Annotated in this window: 22 protein-coding genes; 14 read left to right on the top strand and 8 right to left on the bottom strand. The window is 34.3% G+C overall.

The window, feature by feature from the left end; genetic code table 11:
- Window positions 1–35 precede the first annotated feature (35 nt).
- Window positions 36–428, bottom strand: a complete 393-nt coding sequence (yiaA, locus tag ACRASX_RS08135; RefSeq protein ID WP_066306764.1) for an inner membrane protein YiaA — start codon at window positions 426–428, stop codon at window positions 36–38.
- Window positions 429–441: 13 nt separating this feature from the next.
- On the bottom strand, window positions 442–1,116 hold the full coding sequence (locus ACRASX_RS08130) for a TIGR02117 family protein (protein WP_066306763.1): 675 nt from the start codon (window positions 1,114–1,116) through the stop codon (window positions 442–444).
- Window positions 1,117–1,480: 364 nt separating this feature from the next.
- Here ACRASX_RS08130 and ACRASX_RS08125 point away from each other — a divergent pair, with 364 nt between their 5' ends.
- The 6 genes from ACRASX_RS08125 to ACRASX_RS08100 all read left to right on the top strand — a co-directional run bounded on the left by ACRASX_RS08125 (window position 1,481) and on the right by ACRASX_RS08100 (window position 6,787).
- Complete coding sequence (locus ACRASX_RS08125) at window positions 1,481–2,248, top strand: ParA family protein (RefSeq protein ID WP_066306762.1); 768 nt, start codon at window positions 1,481–1,483, stop codon at window positions 2,246–2,248.
- A gap of 5 nt (window positions 2,249–2,253) precedes the next feature.
- The gene (locus ACRASX_RS08120) at window positions 2,254–3,156 is read left to right on the top strand and encodes a ParB/RepB/Spo0J family partition protein (protein WP_066306761.1); all 903 of its coding nucleotides are present in this window, start codon (window positions 2,254–2,256) and stop codon (window positions 3,154–3,156) included.
- Complete coding sequence (locus ACRASX_RS08115; protein ID WP_432223042.1) at window positions 3,156–3,719, top strand: DUF5683 domain-containing protein; 564 nt, start codon at window positions 3,156–3,158, stop codon at window positions 3,717–3,719. The genes ACRASX_RS08120 and ACRASX_RS08115 overlap by 1 nt, the downstream gene beginning before the upstream one ends.
- Before the next feature lie 38 nt (window positions 3,720–3,757).
- Window positions 3,758–4,459, top strand: coding sequence for a 4-hydroxy-tetrahydrodipicolinate reductase (gene dapB / locus ACRASX_RS08110; protein WP_432223041.1), 702 nt, complete (start codon window positions 3,758–3,760; stop codon window positions 4,457–4,459).
- Window positions 4,460–4,511: 52 nt separating this feature from the next.
- Complete coding sequence (gene lepB, locus ACRASX_RS08105) at window positions 4,512–6,065, top strand: signal peptidase I (protein ID WP_432223040.1); 1,554 nt, start codon at window positions 4,512–4,514, stop codon at window positions 6,063–6,065.
- 104 nt (window positions 6,066–6,169) lie between these two features.
- On the top strand, window positions 6,170–6,787 hold the full coding sequence (locus ACRASX_RS08100) for a WbqC family protein (RefSeq protein ID WP_432223039.1): 618 nt from the start codon (window positions 6,170–6,172) through the stop codon (window positions 6,785–6,787).
- Here the strand turns inward: ACRASX_RS08100 and ACRASX_RS08095 are convergent, their stop codons facing one another.
- The 6 genes from ACRASX_RS08095 to ACRASX_RS08070 all read right to left on the bottom strand — a co-directional run bounded on the left by ACRASX_RS08095 (window position 6,788) and on the right by ACRASX_RS08070 (window position 12,995).
- The gene (locus tag ACRASX_RS08095) at window positions 6,788–7,834 is read right to left on the bottom strand and encodes an endonuclease/exonuclease/phosphatase family protein (RefSeq protein WP_432223038.1); all 1,047 of its coding nucleotides are present in this window, start codon (window positions 7,832–7,834) and stop codon (window positions 6,788–6,790) included.
- 16 nt (window positions 7,835–7,850) lie between these two features.
- On the bottom strand, window positions 7,851–8,720 hold the full coding sequence (locus ACRASX_RS08090; protein ID WP_432223037.1) for a rhomboid family intramembrane serine protease: 870 nt from the start codon (window positions 8,718–8,720) through the stop codon (window positions 7,851–7,853).
- Between the two features lie 43 nt (window positions 8,721–8,763).
- Window positions 8,764–9,513 carry a rhomboid family intramembrane serine protease gene (locus ACRASX_RS08085; protein WP_432223036.1) on the bottom strand — a complete coding sequence of 250 codons (750 nt, stop codon included), beginning with the start codon at window positions 9,511–9,513 and terminating at the stop codon, window positions 8,764–8,766.
- Window positions 9,510–11,378, bottom strand: coding sequence for a DNA mismatch repair endonuclease MutL (mutL, locus tag ACRASX_RS08080; RefSeq protein WP_432223035.1), 1,869 nt, complete (start codon window positions 11,376–11,378; stop codon window positions 9,510–9,512). Before mutL ends, ACRASX_RS08085 begins: the two co-directional genes overlap by 4 nt.
- Window positions 11,379–11,538: 160 nt before the next feature.
- Entirely contained in the window at window positions 11,539–12,111 is a 573-nt protein-coding gene (gene ribH / locus ACRASX_RS08075; RefSeq protein ID WP_432223034.1) for a 6,7-dimethyl-8-ribityllumazine synthase, read from the bottom strand.
- 110 nt (window positions 12,112–12,221) lie between these two features.
- The gene (locus ACRASX_RS08070; RefSeq protein WP_066306746.1) at window positions 12,222–12,995 is read right to left on the bottom strand and encodes a tetratricopeptide repeat protein; all 774 of its coding nucleotides are present in this window, start codon (window positions 12,993–12,995) and stop codon (window positions 12,222–12,224) included.
- Window positions 12,996–13,242: 247 nt separating this feature from the next.
- Here ACRASX_RS08070 and recF point away from each other — a divergent pair, with 247 nt between their 5' ends.
- From recF to ACRASX_RS08030, 8 genes are all read left to right on the top strand, one after another.
- A complete protein-coding gene (recF, locus tag ACRASX_RS08065) occupies window positions 13,243–14,322 on the top strand; it encodes a DNA replication/repair protein RecF (protein WP_066306744.1) in 1,080 nt (359 codons plus the stop codon).
- A gap of 82 nt (window positions 14,323–14,404) precedes the next feature.
- Entirely contained in the window at window positions 14,405–15,148 is a 744-nt protein-coding gene (locus tag ACRASX_RS08060; RefSeq protein WP_432223033.1) for a thioredoxin domain-containing protein, read from the top strand.
- Window positions 15,114–15,791 (top strand): DUF2461 domain-containing protein, encoded by a 678-nt coding sequence (locus ACRASX_RS08055; RefSeq protein WP_066306742.1) that lies wholly within the window; start codon window positions 15,114–15,116, stop codon window positions 15,789–15,791. The genes ACRASX_RS08060 and ACRASX_RS08055 overlap by 35 nt, the downstream gene beginning before the upstream one ends.
- Before the next feature lie 4 nt (window positions 15,792–15,795).
- The gene (locus tag ACRASX_RS08050) at window positions 15,796–16,851 is read left to right on the top strand and encodes a glycosyltransferase (protein ID WP_432223032.1); all 1,056 of its coding nucleotides are present in this window, start codon (window positions 15,796–15,798) and stop codon (window positions 16,849–16,851) included.
- A gap of 104 nt (window positions 16,852–16,955) precedes the next feature.
- Window positions 16,956–17,969 (top strand): UDP-N-acetylmuramate dehydrogenase, encoded by a 1,014-nt coding sequence (gene murB, locus ACRASX_RS08045; protein WP_432223031.1) that lies wholly within the window; start codon window positions 16,956–16,958, stop codon window positions 17,967–17,969.
- Between the two features lie 10 nt (window positions 17,970–17,979).
- Window positions 17,980–18,594, top strand: a complete 615-nt coding sequence (locus ACRASX_RS08040; protein WP_066306739.1) for an FMN-binding negative transcriptional regulator — start codon at window positions 17,980–17,982, stop codon at window positions 18,592–18,594.
- Between the two features lie 82 nt (window positions 18,595–18,676).
- Window positions 18,677–19,783 carry a glycosyltransferase gene (locus tag ACRASX_RS08035; protein ID WP_432223030.1) on the top strand — a complete coding sequence of 369 codons (1,107 nt, stop codon included), beginning with the start codon at window positions 18,677–18,679 and terminating at the stop codon, window positions 19,781–19,783.
- Window positions 19,774–20,325, top strand: coding sequence for an RNA polymerase sigma factor (locus ACRASX_RS08030; protein WP_066306736.1), 552 nt, complete (start codon window positions 19,774–19,776; stop codon window positions 20,323–20,325). Before ACRASX_RS08035 ends, ACRASX_RS08030 begins: the two co-directional genes overlap by 10 nt.
- Window positions 20,326–20,344: the final 19 nt, after the last annotated feature.

Here is a 20,344-nt window from a genome sequence, read left to right as displayed (position 1 = left end):
TTTATAAATTATTTTAACTTTAACCGTATTCAATTTTATTCAGAAAAAGACATGTTATCTCTCGTGTTTTTCTGCACTGAGATAGCACCAAAAATCGCTAATAGAAATGCAAAAGCATAAAATCCTTTTTCACTAGGTAAAATTGTTGCATTCCATAATCCGACAACAAGTAGCACAATAGATAAAAGCGTTCCGAACCAACAAATCCCATAATACATATCTGTAACGGGAAGTTTCTCTAGTCGATCTCGTACACTTTTCTGCAGAGATACAACTGCAAAAAGCCCAAACATTAATACCGTAAAGTAATATCCTTTTTCATTTAATAACATTTCGGCCCTACTGAGACCAATTATAAAACCTGCTGTTCCGGCTGCAAGAGCCACCCATGATGCTGCTATAAAAGCATTCGACGTTTTTTGTACCATATTTATATTATATTTATTTGTATTTAGAAAAAATTGCAGAAGAGGAAGGCGTCCAAAAGCAACATCTCTGACCGCTTGTTTTTAATGCACTATTTGCCCAAGTATTGCACGTCTGAAGTATACTATAACTTCCGGTAGCTTCATAAAAAGCATCATTTTTTCCATAATTAGCATTGGTCTTAATGACTAAAAAATTTCCCAAGCTATCCTTTTGAAAACTTTTATCTATAAAACTTATGAGCCGTTGGTATTGCTCTTTGCTGATTTTTATTGCTTTACAGTCATCGCCCTGCTTCATTTTTTTATAATAGGTTGCATGAATAGCAGTAGTACTCAATCCGGTGGCTGCTTTTAAAGCTACAGACGCTCTTAAATCAGACCAAGTGGGCGTTTCTAAGTAAAATCCTTTATCCCCCCAACCTAATGCGATAAATTTATACGTAGAATCTGCGGCTTGAGTGTTGTTGTAAGGGACTTTCGCCACCCAGTCCATTTGATCATTTTTCACAGGCATTACAATGTCAGTATGCACTCCATTAGTCAGTATAAATATTTCTACTTCTTCCTTAGTTCCTACTTCTTGTTTGATCGTTATTGCACTAAGCGCAAAAGATATCAAACCATAGAAAACTAGTAAACCAGTTACTAATAGCAGCGCTTTAACAAAAATCTTAACTGTTTTTCTCACTTTAAAGTAATAAATTATTTAATTTTCAAAAGTAATTAAAATACTTTCACATTAAAATTATAATCAATTAATTACAACGAAAAATCTTATCTTATAAATTAACAACCTTTTCACGAGTACTTCTTTAAATAAAAAGAAATTGAAAAAAGAAATTCCCAAATAAAAGCAAAAAAACCTATGCTTATTGCTACTACTCTAAAAGCCAATTGCCCTATTTATTGTTTTTGAAAAGCAGTACTTAAAATTACAATATGCCTTGTAAGGTTTATACATCTCAAACATTGACTTTCGGGAATGTTAACAAAATAGATTTTCAAAAACCATAAATAATCGTATTTTTACCGTTCAAAATCAAGAAAAACAAATGGGCAAAATCATTGCGATTGCTAATCAAAAAGGAGGCGTTGGAAAAACTACTACATCTATAAATCTTGCCGCTTCATTGGGTGTTTTAGAGAAAAAAGTATTACTAATTGATGCTGACCCTCAAGCTAATGCGACGTCAGGACTGGGAATTGATGTAGAAAATGTAGAAATTGGAACCTACCAAATTTTAGAGCACAGCCACACTCCAAGAGAAAGTATTGTTAAATGTTCTGCTCCAAATGTAGATGTGATTCCGGCACATATTGACCTTGTTGCCATCGAAATCGAATTGGTTGATAAGGAAAACCGCGAGTATATGCTTAAAAAAGCATTAGAAAGCGTAAAAGACGATTATGATTTTATAATCATTGACTGCGCGCCATCATTAGGTTTATTAACACTAAATGCCTTGACTGCAGCAGATTCTGTTATAATTCCTATTCAATGTGAATATTTTGCTTTGGAAGGATTAGGAAAATTATTAAATACGATAAAAAGTATTCAAAAAATACACAACCCCGATTTAGATATCGAAGGACTACTGTTAACGATGTATGATTCGAGACTGCGCTTGTCTAATCAAGTTGTAGAGGAAGTTCAAAAGCATTTTAACGATATGGTTTTTGAAACCGTGATTCAACGAAATGTAAAATTAAGTGAAGCGCCAAGTTTTGGCGAAAGCATTATTAATTATGACGCAACCAGCAAAGGTGCAGTCAATTACATTAATTTAGCGCAAGAAATTATAAAGAAAAACAGTAAATAGTTTGTATGACAAAGGCAATTAAAAAACAAGCATTAGGAAGAGGTTTATCCGCATTATTAAAAGATCCTGAAAACGATATTAAATCAGTTTCGGATAAAAATGCAGACAAAGTTGTTGGAAACATCATTGAGCTTGAAATTACTGCTATCGAAATCAATCCGTTTCAACCGAGAAGCAACTTTAACGAAGAATCATTGCGAGAATTAGCTACTTCTATTAAAGAATTAGGTGTAATTCAACCCATAACCGTTCGTAAATTAGAGTTCAATAAGTACCAATTAATTTCGGGAGAGCGTCGTTTACGGGCCTCTACTTTAGTTGGATTAACTACTGTTCCTGCATACATTCGAATTGCAAACGACAACGAATCATTAGTGATGGCCTTGGTTGAAAATATTCAACGTCATGACTTAGATCCAATTGAAATTGCACTTTCTTATCAACGTTTAATTGACGAAATTCAATTGACACAGGAGCAAATGAGTGAACGAGTTGGAAAAAAACGTTCGACAATCGCGAATTATTTGCGTTTGTTAAAATTAGATCCAATTATTCAAACCGGAATTCGTGACGGTTTTATTAGTATGGGACATGGTCGGGCAATCATTAGCATTGAGGATTTAGACGAACAGACTGATATCTATCAAAAAATAGTAAGTCAGAACTTGTCAGTACGTGAAACCGAAACTTTGGTAAAAAACTACCAAGAAGGTCTAAAGCCTAAAGCAGAGGGAAAAACGAAACCGGCGGCTTCTTTTGTAGTAAAAGAAACTCAAAAAAATACTTTTAACGATTACTTCGGAACAAAAGTAGATATAAAAGTAGCTGGAAGTGGCAAAGGAAAGATCACGATTCCTTTTCAATCTGAAGAAGATTTTAGCCGATTAATGAAATTAATAAACGGATAGTGAATAAAATTGCACTCATAAGTATTCTCTTTTTTATAATAGGAAATACAACTGTTTTTTCCCAATCAAAAAAAGATAGTGTTGCGGTTGCAAAAGACACGCTGCCCTCGCTAGACATCGACCCATTGACTCCTGCAAAAGCCGCTTTTTACTCGGCGATTTTACCAGGGTTGGGGCAAGCGTATAATAAAAAATACTGGAAGATCCCGATTGTTTACGGAGCAATCGGAACCAGTTTGTACTTATACATCGACAACAACAAAAAATATCATGATGTTCGAGATGCCTACAAACGAAGATTAGAAGGCTATGATGATGATGATTTTCAGTTCTTAAAAGATAAGAGTCGTCTTATTTCTGCTCAAAAATTTTACCAACGCAACCGAGATCTTTCCGCTCTTTTTGTCGTTGGTTTTTATGTTTTAAATATTATCGATGCAAACGTTGATGCGGCTCTCATTCAATTTAACGTAAATGATCGATTGTCACTTCGTCCAGATGTTTATACAAATGATGTAACATTTAAACCAAATGTAGGACTAACTTTTAGCTACAACTTTTAAAAAGAACAGAAGCGTTCTTAAAATTAAAATAAAATACAATGAAAATTGCACTTTTAGGATACGGAAAAATGGGACAAGTAATCGAAAGGATTGCTTTACAAAGAGGACATGAGATTGTTCTTAAAAAAGACGAATTTAATACCTACGACGGCTTAGAAACAGCAAATGTTGCAATCGACTTTAGCGTTCCTAGCGCTGCAGTTCCTAATATTTCTGCTTGTTTTAACAATGGAGTTCCGGTAGTTTCTGGAACCACGGGATGGCTGGAGCATTACGATGAAGTTATTGCACTTTGTGCGGATAAAAAAGGTGGTTTCATTTCTAGCTCCAATTTTAGCTTAGGAGTAAATATCTTTTTTGGTCTGAACGAATACTTAGCCAAAATGATGGCAACTTTAGATACATATAAAGTCAGTATGGAAGAAATTCATCACATTCATAAATTAGATGCACCAAGCGGAACTGCCATTTCTCTAGCTAAGGGAGTAATCGAAAATAGCACGTTTACTAATTGGACGATGGAATCGCCAAAAGAAAACGAAATTCACATTGATGCAGTTCGCCAGGGTGAAGTACCGGGCACTCATACTGTCAGTTATCAATCTGCAGTAGACACTATCGAAATTAAACATACAGCTCACAATCGCGAAGGCTTTGCCCTTGGTGCCGTAATTGCTGCCGAATGGTTGGCGGGAAAACAAGGCGTATTTACAATGAAAGACGTTTTAAACATCAAATAATATCATTTTTGCTTAGAGATTTTATTTCTTAGTCAAATTAAACAATACAATTATGACACTATATTTATGGTTTGTATTTTTCCTAGTGATGCAACTAGTTCACTTTTTAGGAACGTGGAAAATGTACGAAGCAGCAGGAAGAAAGAAATGGGAAGCTGCCATTCCGGTTTATAACGCTATCGTTTTAATGAAAATTATTGGTCGACCAACGTGGTGGACTATTTTACTTTTCATTCCGATCATTAACCTTATCATGTTCCCAGTTATTTGGGTTGAAACTCTACGTTCTTTTGGAAAAAACACCACAGCAGATACGCTATTGGGCATTTTTACTTGTGGACTTTACATTTACTATGTTAACTATACGCAGAAATTAGAATACGTTCCGAACAGAAGTTTGCACGCCCAAAACAAGACAGCTGATACTTTAAGTTCGTTGCTTTTTGCCATTATTGTAGCAACGCTAGTGCATACTTACATAGTGCAACCGTACACAATACCAACTTCTTCCTTAGAAAAATCACTTTTAATTGGAGACTTTTTATTTGTTAGCAAAGTAAATTATGGACCGCGTGTACCAATGACTACGATTGCATTACCTATGGTTCATGATTCCATTCCTTTTATCAAACAAAAATCATACGAAAAATGGCCACAATTACCCTATTTAAGATTACCCGCTATCGAAAAAATACAGCGAACTGACATTGTCGTTTTTAACTGGCCAATGGACACCGTGTATCAGTTTTTTGATAAATCAGGTCGTCACGTAGACAAACCGGTCGATAAGAAATCAAATTACGTAAAACGTTGCGTTGGTGTTCCTGGTGATAGCTTATCTATAAAAGATGGTTTTGTTTTTATTAATGGAAAACAATTAGCGCTACCAGAACGTGCTAAACCACAATACTCTTACGAAGTAGCTTTGGACGGAAAGACCCCAATTGATTTTGAATATTTAACCCGAGAATTAGACATCACAGATTTCGCTGGTTATAAAAATCCTGCAGCGAGAGATACTATCATTTTTAGTGCACTAACCGAAGTTAGCGCAGAACGATTAAAAAACACGCCAGGAATAACTGCAGTTACTCGAATGATCAGCAAAGGTGATGATAACTCTATTTTTCCTCATAACGGCAAAGGAAACATGGATAATATGGGTGCGCTCTATATTCCTGAAGCTGGAAAAACAGTTGCATTAAACTTACAAACGTTACCTTATTATAAAGAAATCATTCGTAATTACGAAGCAAACGATTTAAAAGTCAATGGAAGTGAAATTCGTATTAATGGAGAAATTGCTAAATCTTACACGTTCAAACAAGATTATTATTGGATGATGGGAGATAACCGACACAATTCTGAAGACAGCCGTTATTGGGGGTATGTTCCAGAAAACCATATCGTAGGAAAACCAGTTTTTATTTGGATGAGTTGGGATACGAACGGAAAAGGATTTAATAAAATTCGTTGGGACAGAGTTTTTAGCACTGTTGATGGCGAAGGACAACCGCAATCGTACTTTAAATATTTCTTAATTATTCTTGCTTTGTTTTTCGTCGGAGATTATTTTTGGAAAAAAAGAAAAGAGAATAAAGCATAACAATCTATTATAAAACTTTAAAGTCTAAAGTCGTACCGTAATTTGCATCACTGCAAGTGCTGACTTTAGACTTTCCGTTTTTAAAAACAACAAGACTTAAGAAAATGGATTCACTACTTCTTCCCACCTATTTCCCCTCTATCAGTCACTTTGCAGCAATTGTACAAGCGGATACAGTGACTTTTGAGATTGAAGATAATTTTCAAAAGCAAAGCAACCGCAACCGAACATATATTTATAGCCCAAACGGAATTCAGCTTTTGAATATTCCTGTTAAGCATTCTAAGGACAGTCGACAAAAAAGCAAAGACATAGTAATAGAGCCTGATTTCGATTGGCAAAAGCAGCACTTTAAATCATTAGAAACAGCTTACAGAAGCTCGCCATTTTTTGAATTTTTTGAAGATGACATTTATCCCATTTTTGAAAGAAAATATACTTTTTTAATGGACTTGAATTGGGAAGTTTTTGAAATTATGTGCAAATGCTTACGCATGAAAATTAACTATTCAACTACGAGTGAATATCTTAAAGAAGTTCCTGATAGCATAGATTACCGAGCATTAGCAAACGGCAAAAAAGACGACCATAAATTTGAAAGCTATACCCAGGTTTTTGCAGATAAGCATGGATTTATAAATAATCTCAGCGTACTAGATTTACTTTTTAATGAAGGAAAGTTTGCTGCTGACTACTTAAGAACTCAGCAACTATCATTCTAATTATTCCATTGAAAGTGTGGCAATAATCGGGAAATGATCTGAATTTTCGAAATCAGAAAAGCTCTCAAACTTCTTTACTTTCATACTATAATCCGCAAATATATAATCGATTCTTGCTGGGTAATACTTAAACTTATAAGTAGCACCAAAACCTTCACCAGCTTCTTCGAAACTGTCTTTTAAAGATCCTTTGATGTTTCTATATACATAGGAAAACGGACTGTTGTTCATATCTCCGCAAATAATCATCTTATACTTGCACTCCTTTTTATGTTCTTTAAAAATCTCCGCTTGTTGCTGCTGCTGTTTAAATGCTTTACCAATCCTTGAAAGTAATAAATTAGATTTCTCTTGATTGATTACGTCAATATTTTCGGAAATCTCATTGACGTCTGGAGAAATTTTAATTGACTGCAAATGCATATTATAAACCCGCACAATATCCTTTCCACGTTTGATGTCGGCGTAAATTACATTATTGTTGGAATTGGGAAATTCAATATTTCCTTGATATAAAATCGGGTATTTAGAAAAAATGGCTTGACCTGTCTTTATTTTATTGCCTTCCATTACAATATAACGATGTGGATATACCTTTAAATCGATATTTCCTGAATTAGAATATTCTTGAATGCATAATATATCAGGATTCTTTTCATTTATAAATTCCAAAATATTATCGGGTATATCATCTCTCGGCACCCATTTAAATACATTTAAAAGCCGAACATTATAACTCATCACCGTAAAATCTTTGGTATCTGATTTGTATTCGGGAGCACTAAATTTGTAGAATTTATTGATAAAAGTAATACCCATCAACAAAACGAGACCCGAAAGAATCATTCGCTTCTTCAGCAATAAACCCCAATACAAAAAAAACAAACCGTTTAGCACAAAAAACAAAGGCATAAACAAAGTAAAAACAGACAATAATGGAAAAGCTCTGGGCGCCAAAAACGGCAAAATATAAGCGCTGAATGTTAATACAGTCAAGACTATATTAAAAAAGAACATGATCTTATTAAACCACGAGAGATTTTTCATTGCAGTGTGTTAAGGATTATTTTCCTGCTTTAAACAGAAATTCTTTTTCTTCTTTGGATAAACAATCATAACCCGACTGACTAATCTTATCTAAAATTTCGTCAATTTGTTGTTGTCTTTTGTCTTTGGTGACAATTCTAGAGGTTGTTTTTTCGACAGGCGGTTGCTGTCTGTAATTTTTATGTACTTTTCGGAAAGGCGTTGCAGGTTTTCTGTGAAACATATTGGCAAAAAAATCAATTACACGAGAAACAACTGTACTTACATCGGTTCCGTTTTGCAGTAATTTAATATATAAGAACCCGAAAAAAGCTCCCGCCAAGTGCGACATGTGTCCGCCCATATTATCCAAGCGAAACTGCATTAAGTCTAACACTAAAACAACAGCGGTGATGTGCCACAATTTTACATTGCCGACCAATATCATTCGAATTTGCATTAACGGCTGATAGGTAGTTACAGCAACCAAAATTGCCATAATAGCTGCGGAAGCACCTACGATTGAAGCATTATATCCTAAAATATAAAATGCAATAGCAAAGACTACGCCTGCAAAAACAGCACTTAATAAATACAGTCCTAAATACTGTTTTTGAGTAAAAAAAGTAAGAAATAATGAACTCGAAAAATTCAGTATAATCATATTAAAGAATAAATGCAGAAAACCGTCGTGCAAAAAAGCATAGGTTAAAAATGTCCATGGATAATAAATAAACTCAGAAGGACTTGAAGAAAGTGCCAACCAACTAGGAAAAATAAAAAATCCTTTTGAAAAGTGGTAGAAAAAAATTAGAGAAACGAGAAAACATCCTACATTCCAATAAATTACTCTTTTTGCAATGCCTCCTACTTTGTATTGTAACTTTAAATCATCAATTATACTCATAAACTATTTCCTATAATTTTTATTAAAATTAAAAAATTAAATCCTAATTCCAACGATTGTCATTGAACTCATTTTTCTTCCAATAATACATAATTAAAAATCCAGCTACAGCACCACCAACGTGTGCAAAATGCGCAATACCAGGCCCACTGCTGCCAAATAAAGAATTACCATTAATGCCTAAAAACAAATCGATACCCAAAAGTCCCGGCACGAAGTACTTCGCTTTGATCGGCACTGGGATAAACATCAAAGCCAACTCGGCATTAGGAAACATATATGCAAAAGCAACTAGAAGTCCATAGATAGCTCCAGAAGCTCCGACAACTGTGCCCAGATAAGCACCTGTAAAGTTTTTAAAATTAGAAACAGTCATAATTTCTTGCCACCTCGTATCAATTTTTCCTTGATCTAAAAGTTGTAAAATATCTGCCTTAGCAAAACCGTGTTCAGCTAAAACTGACAATCCTTCTTGAAAAAAGTAATAGTTAACACCAGTGTGCAACAATGCTGCTCCTAAGCCACAAGAAACGTAAAAAAACAAAAACTTCTTAGCCCCCCAAAAATGTTCCAAAGCTGATCCAAAGGAATATAATGCAAACATATTAAATGCAATATGCATTAAGCCTCCGTGCATAAACATGTGGCTAATCGGCTGCCAGAATTTAAATTCGGGATTCTCTGGAAAAAACATGGCAAAAAAATCATACGAAATAGGCACTAATTGTGAGCCTATAAAAAAGATCACATTAATGATCAATAGTTGTTTAACAACGGGAGTGATTTTCATCATAAGGCAAATTTTTTATCGATATCTTCCACACGCATCGTGATGAAAGTTGGTTTTTGAAAAGGAGAAATATTAGGATCTTTACAAGCAAACAGTCCGTTTACTAAATTGTCTTGTTCTTTTTCGGTCATGTAAGAACCTGTTTTAATCGCCAAACTTTTGGCCATTGACTTTGCAATCGTATCGTTTTGACTGTAATTATTCTCGGGGACACCATCTTGTAAATCAGACAACAATTGCTCAATTACCATAGACACTTCACTTTCGGTAACATTTACTGGAATACCAGAAATCACGATGTGGTCTTCTGCATTTTCATCAAACACAAAACCTGTAGTAACCAATGATTGCTGTAACTCGTGCACTAATTCCATTTCGCTCGACGAAAAAAACAAATTTAAAGGAAACAATAGTTGCTGACTTAATGCCTGATTAACAGTCATATTTAATAAAAATTGCTCGTATAAAATGCGTTGGTGCGCGCGCTGCTGATCGACAATAACCATTCCTGATTTAATGGGCGATACAATATACTTTTTATGAATTTGATAGGTTTTCTGTACAACTTGCTCCACGTCATTGTCATTGAATAAAGACGAAGTTATGGTATCACTTTCAAACGAATGCGAAGCAATTTCTTCTGCATCATGCTTTAAACCCACATACAAACTTTCCCAACTCGCTGTTGCTTCTGGCTTTTTGTACGAATACGAGTTACCACCGGCAGTCGATGTCGTTTGCTTTCTAGGTGGTTCCACCATTTCAAACGGATTAAAATTACCATCGACCTGTATCGTTGGCGTTTCGCCATCCAAATCCTTGTAATGATAAGGTGTATCCAAATTAGAATCACGATCAAAATCCAATACTGGAGCTACATTAAATTGACCTAAACTATGCTTGATCGATGCGCGTAAAATAGCATATAGTGCTTGTTCATCATCAAATTTAATTTCTGTTTTTGTTGGATGAATATTTATATCAATAGTATTGGGTGGCACTTCAAGAAATAAAAAATAACTCGGTTGTGCACCGTCTTTTAAAATTCCATCGTAAGCAGCCATCACCGCATGATGCAAATAACCACTTTTTATGTAGCGATCATTCACAAAGAAAAACTGCTCTCCTCTACTCTTTTTAGCAAATTCGGGCTTGCATACAAATCCTTGCACTTTTACAATCTCAGTCTCTTCATTTACAGGAACTAACTTTTCGTTTGTTTTGCCTCCAAAGACACCAACAATACGCTGGCGGAAACTAGCCGCAGGCAAATTGAACATTTCGCTTCCATTATGATAAAAAGTAAAATGAATATTGGGATGCGCCAAAGCCACGCGTTGAAATTCATCCATAACATGGCGAAACTCAACAATGTCTGACTTCAAGAAATTACGCCTAGCAGGAATATTGAAAAATAAATTTTTAACTGCAAATGCGGTTCCTTTTGGTAACACTGCAGCGTCTTGCGAAACAAATTTACTGCCTTCAATAATAATGTGCGTTCCTAATTCTTCCTGGTCTTGCTTGGTTTTCATTTCCATGTGTGCAATTGCAGCAATAGAAGCCAATGCTTCACCTCGAAAACCTTTAGTGTGCAACGAAAACAAATCTTCGGCATGGCGAATTTTAGATGTTGCATGACGCTCAAAACATAAACGTGCGTCGGTAACCGTCATTCCTTGTCCGTTATCAATAACTTGAACCAATGACTTACCCGCATCTTTAATAATCAATTTGATATCAGTTGCTTTGGCATCAACGGCATTCTCAAGTAATTCTTTGACTACCGAAGCCGGTCTTTGAACCACTTCTCCAGCAGCAATTTGGTTGGCAACATGATCAGGAAGCAATTGTATAATACTCGACATTAATAGGGAATTGGATTTGTGTTTTTGAAATTTGGTAAAATAACCAAGAAGCACAAATTTAGCAAATTTTGATTGTCTTTTGGGGATTATAAACTCATAAATAAAACAAAAAACCCATACTATTTAGCACAGTATGGGTTACGATTTATATCGTTGTGTGTTATTCTTTCAGTTCCAACGGAGTACCTTCATCAATTTGAATAGCGCCCGAAGTCAACATCGGATTTTTATAATCATGCATCAAAGAAGCTTGAGTGCGTAAAAAGGCCATTTTGATTGCTGCAATTGCAGCTTCAGTACCTTTGTTACCGTGAATTCCTCCACTTCTATCGATAGATTGTTGCTCGTTATTATCCGTTAAGACACAAAATATAACTGGCACATCCGTTTGTACATTCAAGTCCTTGATGCCTTGTGTTACTCCTTCGCACACAAAATCAAAATGCTTAGTTTCTCCTTGAATTACGCATCCAATTACAATTACAGCATCCACGTTCTGTGTTTGTAACATTTTTTTGGCTCCATAAATTAGCTCAAAACTACCCGGGACATTCCAGCGAATAATATTTTGCTCGTGAACCTCATTATCAATTAAAGCATTATATGCACCATTATATAAACCTTCAGTCACTTTTTCATTCCATTCGGAAACGACTACTCCAAAACGGAAATTTTTTGCCTTCGGTAATTTGTTTTTATCGTATTCTGATAAATTTTTATTTGCAGTTGCCATGTTTACACTTTTTGATTAAGAAATTAAAGTTAAAAAAATAAAGGTTAGAAGCGAGAAGAAATTTATACATTTCTAATAACTTCTAACCTTCACTACAATTTATTGTCGTATTACTGAGCCAAACCAATCAAGGCATCAACAGAAGAACCTTCTGGAGTTGCTTCGTATTTTTCTTTGATTTCATTAAAATATTTCAAAGCATCATCCTTTTTCCCTAAAGACAAAGCAGTTTTTCCTGCTTTTAATAAAAAACGTGGCGTTGTAAAATCGTTTTTATTATAATCTGAAGCTTTTACGTAATAGTCTAAAGCTTCTTTTGGTTGATTTTTTTGAGAGTAAGCATCACCAATTGCTCCTTTTGCCAAAGCTCCCAAGATCATATCATCTGATTTGAAGTTTTCTAAAAATTCGATCGCTTGATCGTATTTACCCGTGTTCAAATAAGAAATACCAGCATAATAATTTGCTAAATTTCCAGCAGCTGTGCTCGAGTATTCATCAGCAATTTTCAAGAATCCAAATTTACCTTCAGAACCGTTTAAAGCTAAATTATATAAAGAATCACTTGCTACACCGTTTGTCGCTTTTTCAAAATTTTGTTGTGCAACGAACATTTCGCTAGCAGCATCAAGTTCTTTTGGAGCAGCAATAAATTTTTGGTAAGCCAAATATCCAATCGTTAAAATAGCAATACCTGCTACTAAACCAATAATGATGTTTTGATTTTTAGCAACAAAATCTTCCGTTTTAGAAGCAGTTTCGTCTAATTTTGAGAACACTTCAGCAGTAGTACTGTCTTTTTCATCAATGATAACGTCTTCTACCGTATCTTTAACTTCTTTTTCCTTAGGTGCTTTATATCCTCTTTTATTGTAAGTTGCCATTTAAAAAATTAATTTAGTGAACGGCAAAAATAAAATTTTTATTGAGACCTACGTAATAAAAAACGATTTTATATTTATTTTAAATATTTTTTTCTACAGAACGCAAAACTTACTGTCTTTTTAGTGCTAATTTATTCCATTTCCCAATCTTTAAAGTACTAGAATCTCGATATTTTTTGATAATTTGCAAGACTTTTTAAAAAGTTTCTTCAAAAACATAAACAATTACCACAGCGCACTTTACCACATGTATTTAAAAAAAATAGCCTTATTTAACTATAAAAATTTTGACGAAGCCAGCTTTCAATTTGACTCTAAAATAAACTGCTTCGTTGGAAAAAACGGAATTGGCAAAACAAATGTACTCGACGCAATTTATCACTTGGCTTATGGAAAAAGTTATTTTAACCCTCTAGCGGTACAAAACATCAAACATGGCGAAGAATTTTTTGTGATTGACGCCGAATTAGAAAAGAATGAACGCAATGAACAAATTGTTTGTAGCTTAAAAAAAGGACAGAAAAAGATACTAAAACGCAACGGCAAAGCCTACGATAAATTTTCGGATCATATTGGTTTTATTCCGTTAGTAATTATTTCTCCTGCAGATCGGGATTTAATAGTTGAAGGAAGCGAAACTCGCAGAAAATTTATGGACAGTGTGATTTGCCAACTCGACGCTCCATACTTGCAGCAACTTATTCAATATCAAAAAATAATTGTGCAGCGTAATGCTTTATTAAAGTATTTTGCTCTCAATCATGTTTTTGACAACGACACGCTATCTATATATAATGAGCAACTGAATGTTTTAGGAAAAGCGGTTTTTGAAAAAAGAAAAAACTTCATCGCCGAATTCATTCCAATTTTCAACAAACACCATCAAAGCATTACCGGAAATAATGAAACGGTTCAAGTTGTTTACGAAAGTAGCTTGTTTGAAAAAGAACTGCTTACTCTTTTACAAGAAAATATTGGTAAAGATCGAGCTTTGCAATATACAAGCGTCGGTATTCATAAGGACGATTTACTTTTCGAAATTGATGCGCATCCGATAAAAAAATTTGGCTCGCAAGGACAACAAAAATCATTTTTGATTGCGTTGAAATTAGCTCAATTTGAATTTTTAAAAAAACAAAGTGGCGTAAAACCTATTTTACTTTTTGATGATATTTTTGATAAATTAGACGAAAGTCGTGTTGCTAAAATAGTAGAAATGGTAAACACCGATACTTTTGGACAATTATTTATTTCAGACACACATCCAGAACGGACCGAAACTATTGTAAAATCAACACATCAATCGTACAAAATATTTAATTTATGATTGTATAGGGTTTTCAAAAATTAAAAAATCCTTATTTTAGCACAAACAGAAAATGACCTCTAACAAAATAAATACTACATACATGAAAATTTCACAAATCTTAGTACTAATTACGGCCTTTATTGTTGCCTCTTGCAACGGACAACCAGATAAAAAGATTGAAGTTCTTGCGCCCAAAGCATTTAGCGAAAAAATACACACAACAGCTAATGCACAAATTTTGGATGTTCGAACTCCAGAAGAGTTTTCTGGCGAACACCTTGAAAACGCAATCAATGTAGACTGGAAACAAAGTGACTTTGAAACTAAAGCAGCAGAATACGACAAATCAAAACCTGTTTTTGTGTATTGTTTGAGTGGTGGTAGAAGTAAAAAAGCTTCGGAAAAACTAAGTGAAATGGGCTTTACAACCATTTATGAATTGGAAGGCGGAATTATGAAATGGAATTCTGCTGGACTTGGCAAGCCACTAGACAAAGTAGTTGGAATGACCAAAGCTGACTACCTAAAAATGATTACCAGTGATAAAAAAGTACTAGTCGACTTTTATGCAGAATGGTGTGGACCTTGTAAAAAGATGGAGCCGTACTTGACTAAAATGGGTACAGATCCAGCTAGTGAAGTGCTTGTGATTCGAATTGATGTTGACAAAAACAAAACCCTAGCTACCGAAATGAAAATCGATCAATTGCCTGCATTAATCTTGTATAATAACAAGAAGGAAGAGCAATGGAGAAATTTTGGATACATTAGTGAGCAAGATTTAGTGAAAAAAAATACAATAGTAAAATATGCTAACCATAGAATCACTCCAATTTTTAGATGATTTAAAAAACAATAACAATAGAGATTGGTTTTTAGAAAACAAAAAAAGGTATGAAATTTTCAAAACCGACTACCATCAATTGATTGGTGATTTTTTGGATGCTATGAAACCTTTAGACCCTTCCTTAGAACTGTTAGAAGTCAAAAATTGTACATTTCGTATTAATCGCGACATTCGTTTTTCTAAAGATAAGTCTCCTTATAAGTCACATTTAGGTATCTGGATTTCTAGTGGAATTAAAGGTTTGAATCGATCTGGGTATTACATTCACATCGAAAAAGACGCTAGCTTTATTGCAGGCGGATTGTATTCTCCCGAATCAGATGATTTAAAGAAAATTAGAAAAGAAATTGCCTTTTTTTATGACGATTTAGAAACTGTTTTAGCCGAGAAAACATTCAAGAAAGAATTTGGCACTTTAGATGTTAACGAAAGAAATTCGCTCAAAAATCCACCACGAGGATATGACAAAGAGCACCCCGCAATTTCTTTTTTAAAATTAAAGAGCTTTACGGCGAGTCAAAAAATAGATAGAGCTGAATTTTTAAAGTCTGATTTTGTTACTAAAATGAGCGCAAAGCTACTTGCTTTAAAACCTTTAAATGATTTCTTGAACCGTGGTTTAGCAACAGACGAATTTTAGGCGGATGCAAAAAAGAAAAATACTTTTCTTAGGCGAGTCTTATCGCGCAGACGCTATTACGTGGATGAACGGATTAAAAGAATTTGGCGATTTTGAAATAATTACATGGGAACTTCAAACTCCAAATAGCTCTAAACTGAAACGTATATTCGAATATAGTACAGCTCTTTTTTCCATAAAAAAAATAATTCGAATCGAAAAACCAGATATGGTTGTCGCAGAAAGAACTACGAGTTATGGTTTTTTGGCGGCTTTATCAGGTTCTAAAAATACCGCTATTGCGCAACAAGGACGTACCGACTTATGGCCAGAAAATTCTAAGCTGCTGCCTTTTAAAAAACTCATTCAGAAATTTGCGTTTCAAAAAGCACACCTTATTCACGCTTGGGGAGAAGTAATGACTGTTTCTATGAAAGCAATTGGAGTAGACATGAACAAAGTTTTGGTACTCTCCAAAGGAATTGACTTGGATGTTTTTACTCCTTCTCAAAAAAAATTCGATACAATACAAGCAATTGTAACGCGATCTTTGCAACCAGAATACCGACATGATATTATTTTAAAAGCATTTTCTATCGTAAACAAAAAGGGAATTGACTTCTCCCTGACTATTGTTGGCGACGGCTCTAGATTAAATAATTTGAAGGCTTTAGCCAAAGAATTACATATTGAGAATAAAGTGATTTTTACCGGAAGAATCCCAAATTCTCAATTACCAAACTTGCTGCAACAAGCAACTATTTATGTTAGCATGCCTATCACAGAAGGAGTGTCTGCATCTTTGTTCGAAGCCATGGCTTGCAATTGTTACCCTATTGTTTCTGAAATTGCAGGCAATCAAAGTTGGATTAGTTCAGGAAATAATGGCCATTTGGTTGCAATTGATAACGCTCAAAAATTAGCAGAAGCATTAATTTGGGCAAAAAACAACGACACTATTTGTCAAAAAGCTATTTTTGAAAATAGAAAAATGGTTGAAGAAAAAGCGAGTTACAAGATAAACATGAAAATTATTTCGGACAAATACCACGAATTAATCGATCGCAATTCGGCTGAATAAACTTTCAAATCAGTACGTTGATATTTTCAGCAATCTCCATACAACTCAATTATAATTCTTACTTTTGAAGTCTTAAAATACTCTTCAAAAAATAGTTCGTTTTTATGAAAATAACTGCTGATTTTTCTTTAAAAAATTACAACACTTTTGGTATCGAAGCCCTTGCATCAGAATTCATATCGGTTCATACGATTGAAGAGTTGAAAGCTGTTTTGGCAGAAAACAAAACAAAGGAAAAATTTATTTTAGGCGGCGGAAGCAACATGCTTTTAACCAAAAATATTGATGCCTTAGTTATTCATATCGATTTGAAAGGAAAAAGAATCATTGAAGAAAATGATGAATTTGTTCTTGTTGAAAGTCAAGCGGGCGAAAATTGGCACGAATTTGTTCTGTGGACAATCGATCAAAATTTCGGGGGATTGGAAAACATGTCCTTGATTCCAGGAAATGTGGGTACGACTCCTGTACAAAACATTGGCGCTTACGGAACGGAAATAAAAGACACTTTTGTTTCTTGCGAGGCAATGAACATAGAGAATCAAGAAATAAAAACCTTCAACAAAGCCGAGTGCAATTTTGGTTATCGGGAAAGTGTTTTTAAAAATGAAGTAAAAAATCAATACATAATTACGTCAGTCGTTTATAAACTGACCAAGCACGAGCATAAAATTAATACGTCTTACGGTGATATTTTAGGTGAATTAAACAAACAAAATATCTCGATACCTACTTTAAAAGACGTGAGTAATGCTGTAATTACCATCAGACAAAGTAAATTACCAGACCCCAAAGAATTGGGAAATAGCGGAAGCTTCTTTAAAAATCCGATTATACTAAAATCTGATTTTGAGAAAATTCATCAGCAATTTCCTGAAATGAAATTTTATGAAGTATCAGAAACTGAAGTAAAAGTCCCAGCTGGTTGGCTAATTGAACAAACTGGTTTAAAAGGAAAACGTTTTGGTGACGCAGGCATTCATAAAAATCAAGCGCTCGTTTTGGTTAATTATGGAAATGCCACAGGTAAAGAAATTTTGGCCGTTTCAAAAAAAGTGCAAGATACCGTCTTTGAGACCTTCGGTATTCGAATTGAAGCAGAAGTAAATGTAATTTAAGCACAGAACAATGTATATCCCTAAGACTTACAAAAACGAAAATCCAGATGAAATTCGTGCTTTTTTAAAAGCGAATGGGTTCGGAATTTTAGTGAATCAAACCAACGGAAAATTGTGGGCTACTCATATTCCCATGATTTTGGACACCGACGATAATGGCAACGAAATTTTACACAGTCATATTTCTAAACTAAATCCGCAAGCTGAAGGTTTTACAGAAAACGACCAAGTTCTAGCCATTTTTTCGGGATCGCACAGCTACATTTCTTCGTCTTGGTACGATCATGAAAATGTTCCGACTTGGAATTACAGTGCCGTTCATATATATGGTCGAATTAAAATTGTAGAACAGGAGTCTGCTCTTCGATCCTTAAAAAAATTAGTAGATCGCTATGAAGCCAATTCTGAGAAACCAATTCGCATTGAGAATTTATCCGAGAAAACAATGCAAGAAGCTAGAGGTATTATTGGTTTCGAAATTGAAATTGAAGAGATTCAAGCGGTCAAGAAACTATCTCAAAATAGAGACGATAAAAATTATAAAAACATCATTTCTGAATTAGAAAAAACCCAAGATATGCAAGCGATTGCTGTTGCTAAAGAAATGGGGAAATGTAGAAAGTAAATCAATTTTCTTTATTGAAAATCGGCAATTCCTACCTACATTTGCACTCGCAAGTTTCAAATTAAAAAGACATATAAATCAAATGCTTACAATTATTTTCTTCTTTTTTATTGCAATAGTTGTCATCCAACTTTCTTATTACCTTGGTATTTTTGCGAAATTTTCTTTTGCGAAACCACAAAACTTCACCTCTAAAAAAATTTCTGTCTCGGTAATTGTTTGCGCAAAAAATGAAGAGGAAAATGTCAAAAAATACATTCCAATTCTTGCCGAGCAAAATTATCCTGATTTCGAGATTGTATTAATAGACGATGCTTCAAGCGATGAAACTTTAGAAGTTTTTGAAGAATTCGAAAAAACGTATCCTAATATTCGCTTGGTTAAAGTAAAGAACAACGAAGCATTTTGGGGAAATAAAAAATACGCATTAACGCTTGGCATAAAAGCTGCAAAAAAAGAATATTTATTGTTTACCGATGCCGATTGCTATCCAACCTCTAACGAATGGATTACCGCAATGACTTCGCAATTTACGATGAATAAAACTATCATTTTGGGGTACGGTGGTTACGAAAAAATAGAGCATTCTTTTATCAATAAAATTATTCGATTTGAAACCGTACTTACGGCACTTCAATATTTCTCATGGGCCAAAATCGGAAATCCATATATGGGTGTGGGTCGCAATTTAGCCTACAAAAAAGAAGAATTTTTTAATGTAAATGGATTCATAAAACACATTCAAGTTCGTTCTGGAGACGATGATTTATTTATAAACGAAGCTTCGAATGCTCACAATACAACGATATCTTTCACTCCAGAAAGCTTTACTTATTCTAAACCAAAAGAAACGTACAAAGAGTGGTTCAATCAAAAGAGAAGACACGTTTCGACGGCAAAATTTTATAAAATGTTCGACCAAATTCAGCTGGGCATTTTTTACTGTTCGCAATTCTTATTTTTACTTTTAGCGATTATTTTATTTGCATTTCAATTTCAGTGGATGATTGTGTTGCCTTTATTTTTACTTCGTTATTTGGCTTCTTGGCTTGTCGTGGGTTTCTCTGCAAAGAAATTTCAAGAAAAAGACCTAACAATTTGGTTTCCTGTATTAGAAATAGTGCTTATATTCACGCAAATCAATATCTTTATAACTAATATTTTTTCAAAACCAGTACATTGGAAATAAATTCTAAAATTGAAGAAGCGAAAAAAGGAGACCAAATTGCCTTTACTTTTTTATTAGATCGGTACTGGAATGAGGTTTACGGATTCTTACTCAAACGAACCGAAAACGAAACCACTGCCGAAGATATTACCATCGAAACTTTCTCGAAAGCATTTGATAAAATTGGCACTTATAATTCTGAATTTCAATTCAATACTTGGTTGATTGCCATTGCCAAAAACGTTCACATCGATTTATTACGCAAAAAAAAGTATAATCTTTTTGTACCCATTTCAGATCATGAAGATCAGCAAGCCTATAATGTTGCCGACACTGCTCCTACTGCTGAAGACGAATTAATTACGGAGCAAAATCTTTCGCGTTTGCTGCGCTGCATCAAAGAATTAAAGCCACATTACCAAGAAGTAATTCAATTGCGCTATTTTCAGGAACTTACTTACCAAGAAATTGCCCAAAAAATTGGTGAACCTTTGAGCAATGTGAAAATTAAGTTATTACGTGCTAAAAAATTGTTAGCAGAAATTATCAAAACTAAAAGATAATTCAGTAGCTTTATAAAAA

It is taken from the genome of Flavobacterium sp. TMP13 (assembly GCF_050847115.1).
Taxonomy (GTDB): Bacteria; Bacteroidota; Bacteroidia; order Flavobacteriales; family Flavobacteriaceae; genus Flavobacterium.
The sequence above is the reverse complement of the archived record's forward strand: the minus strand, read 5'-3'. Positions and strand labels throughout refer to the sequence as shown.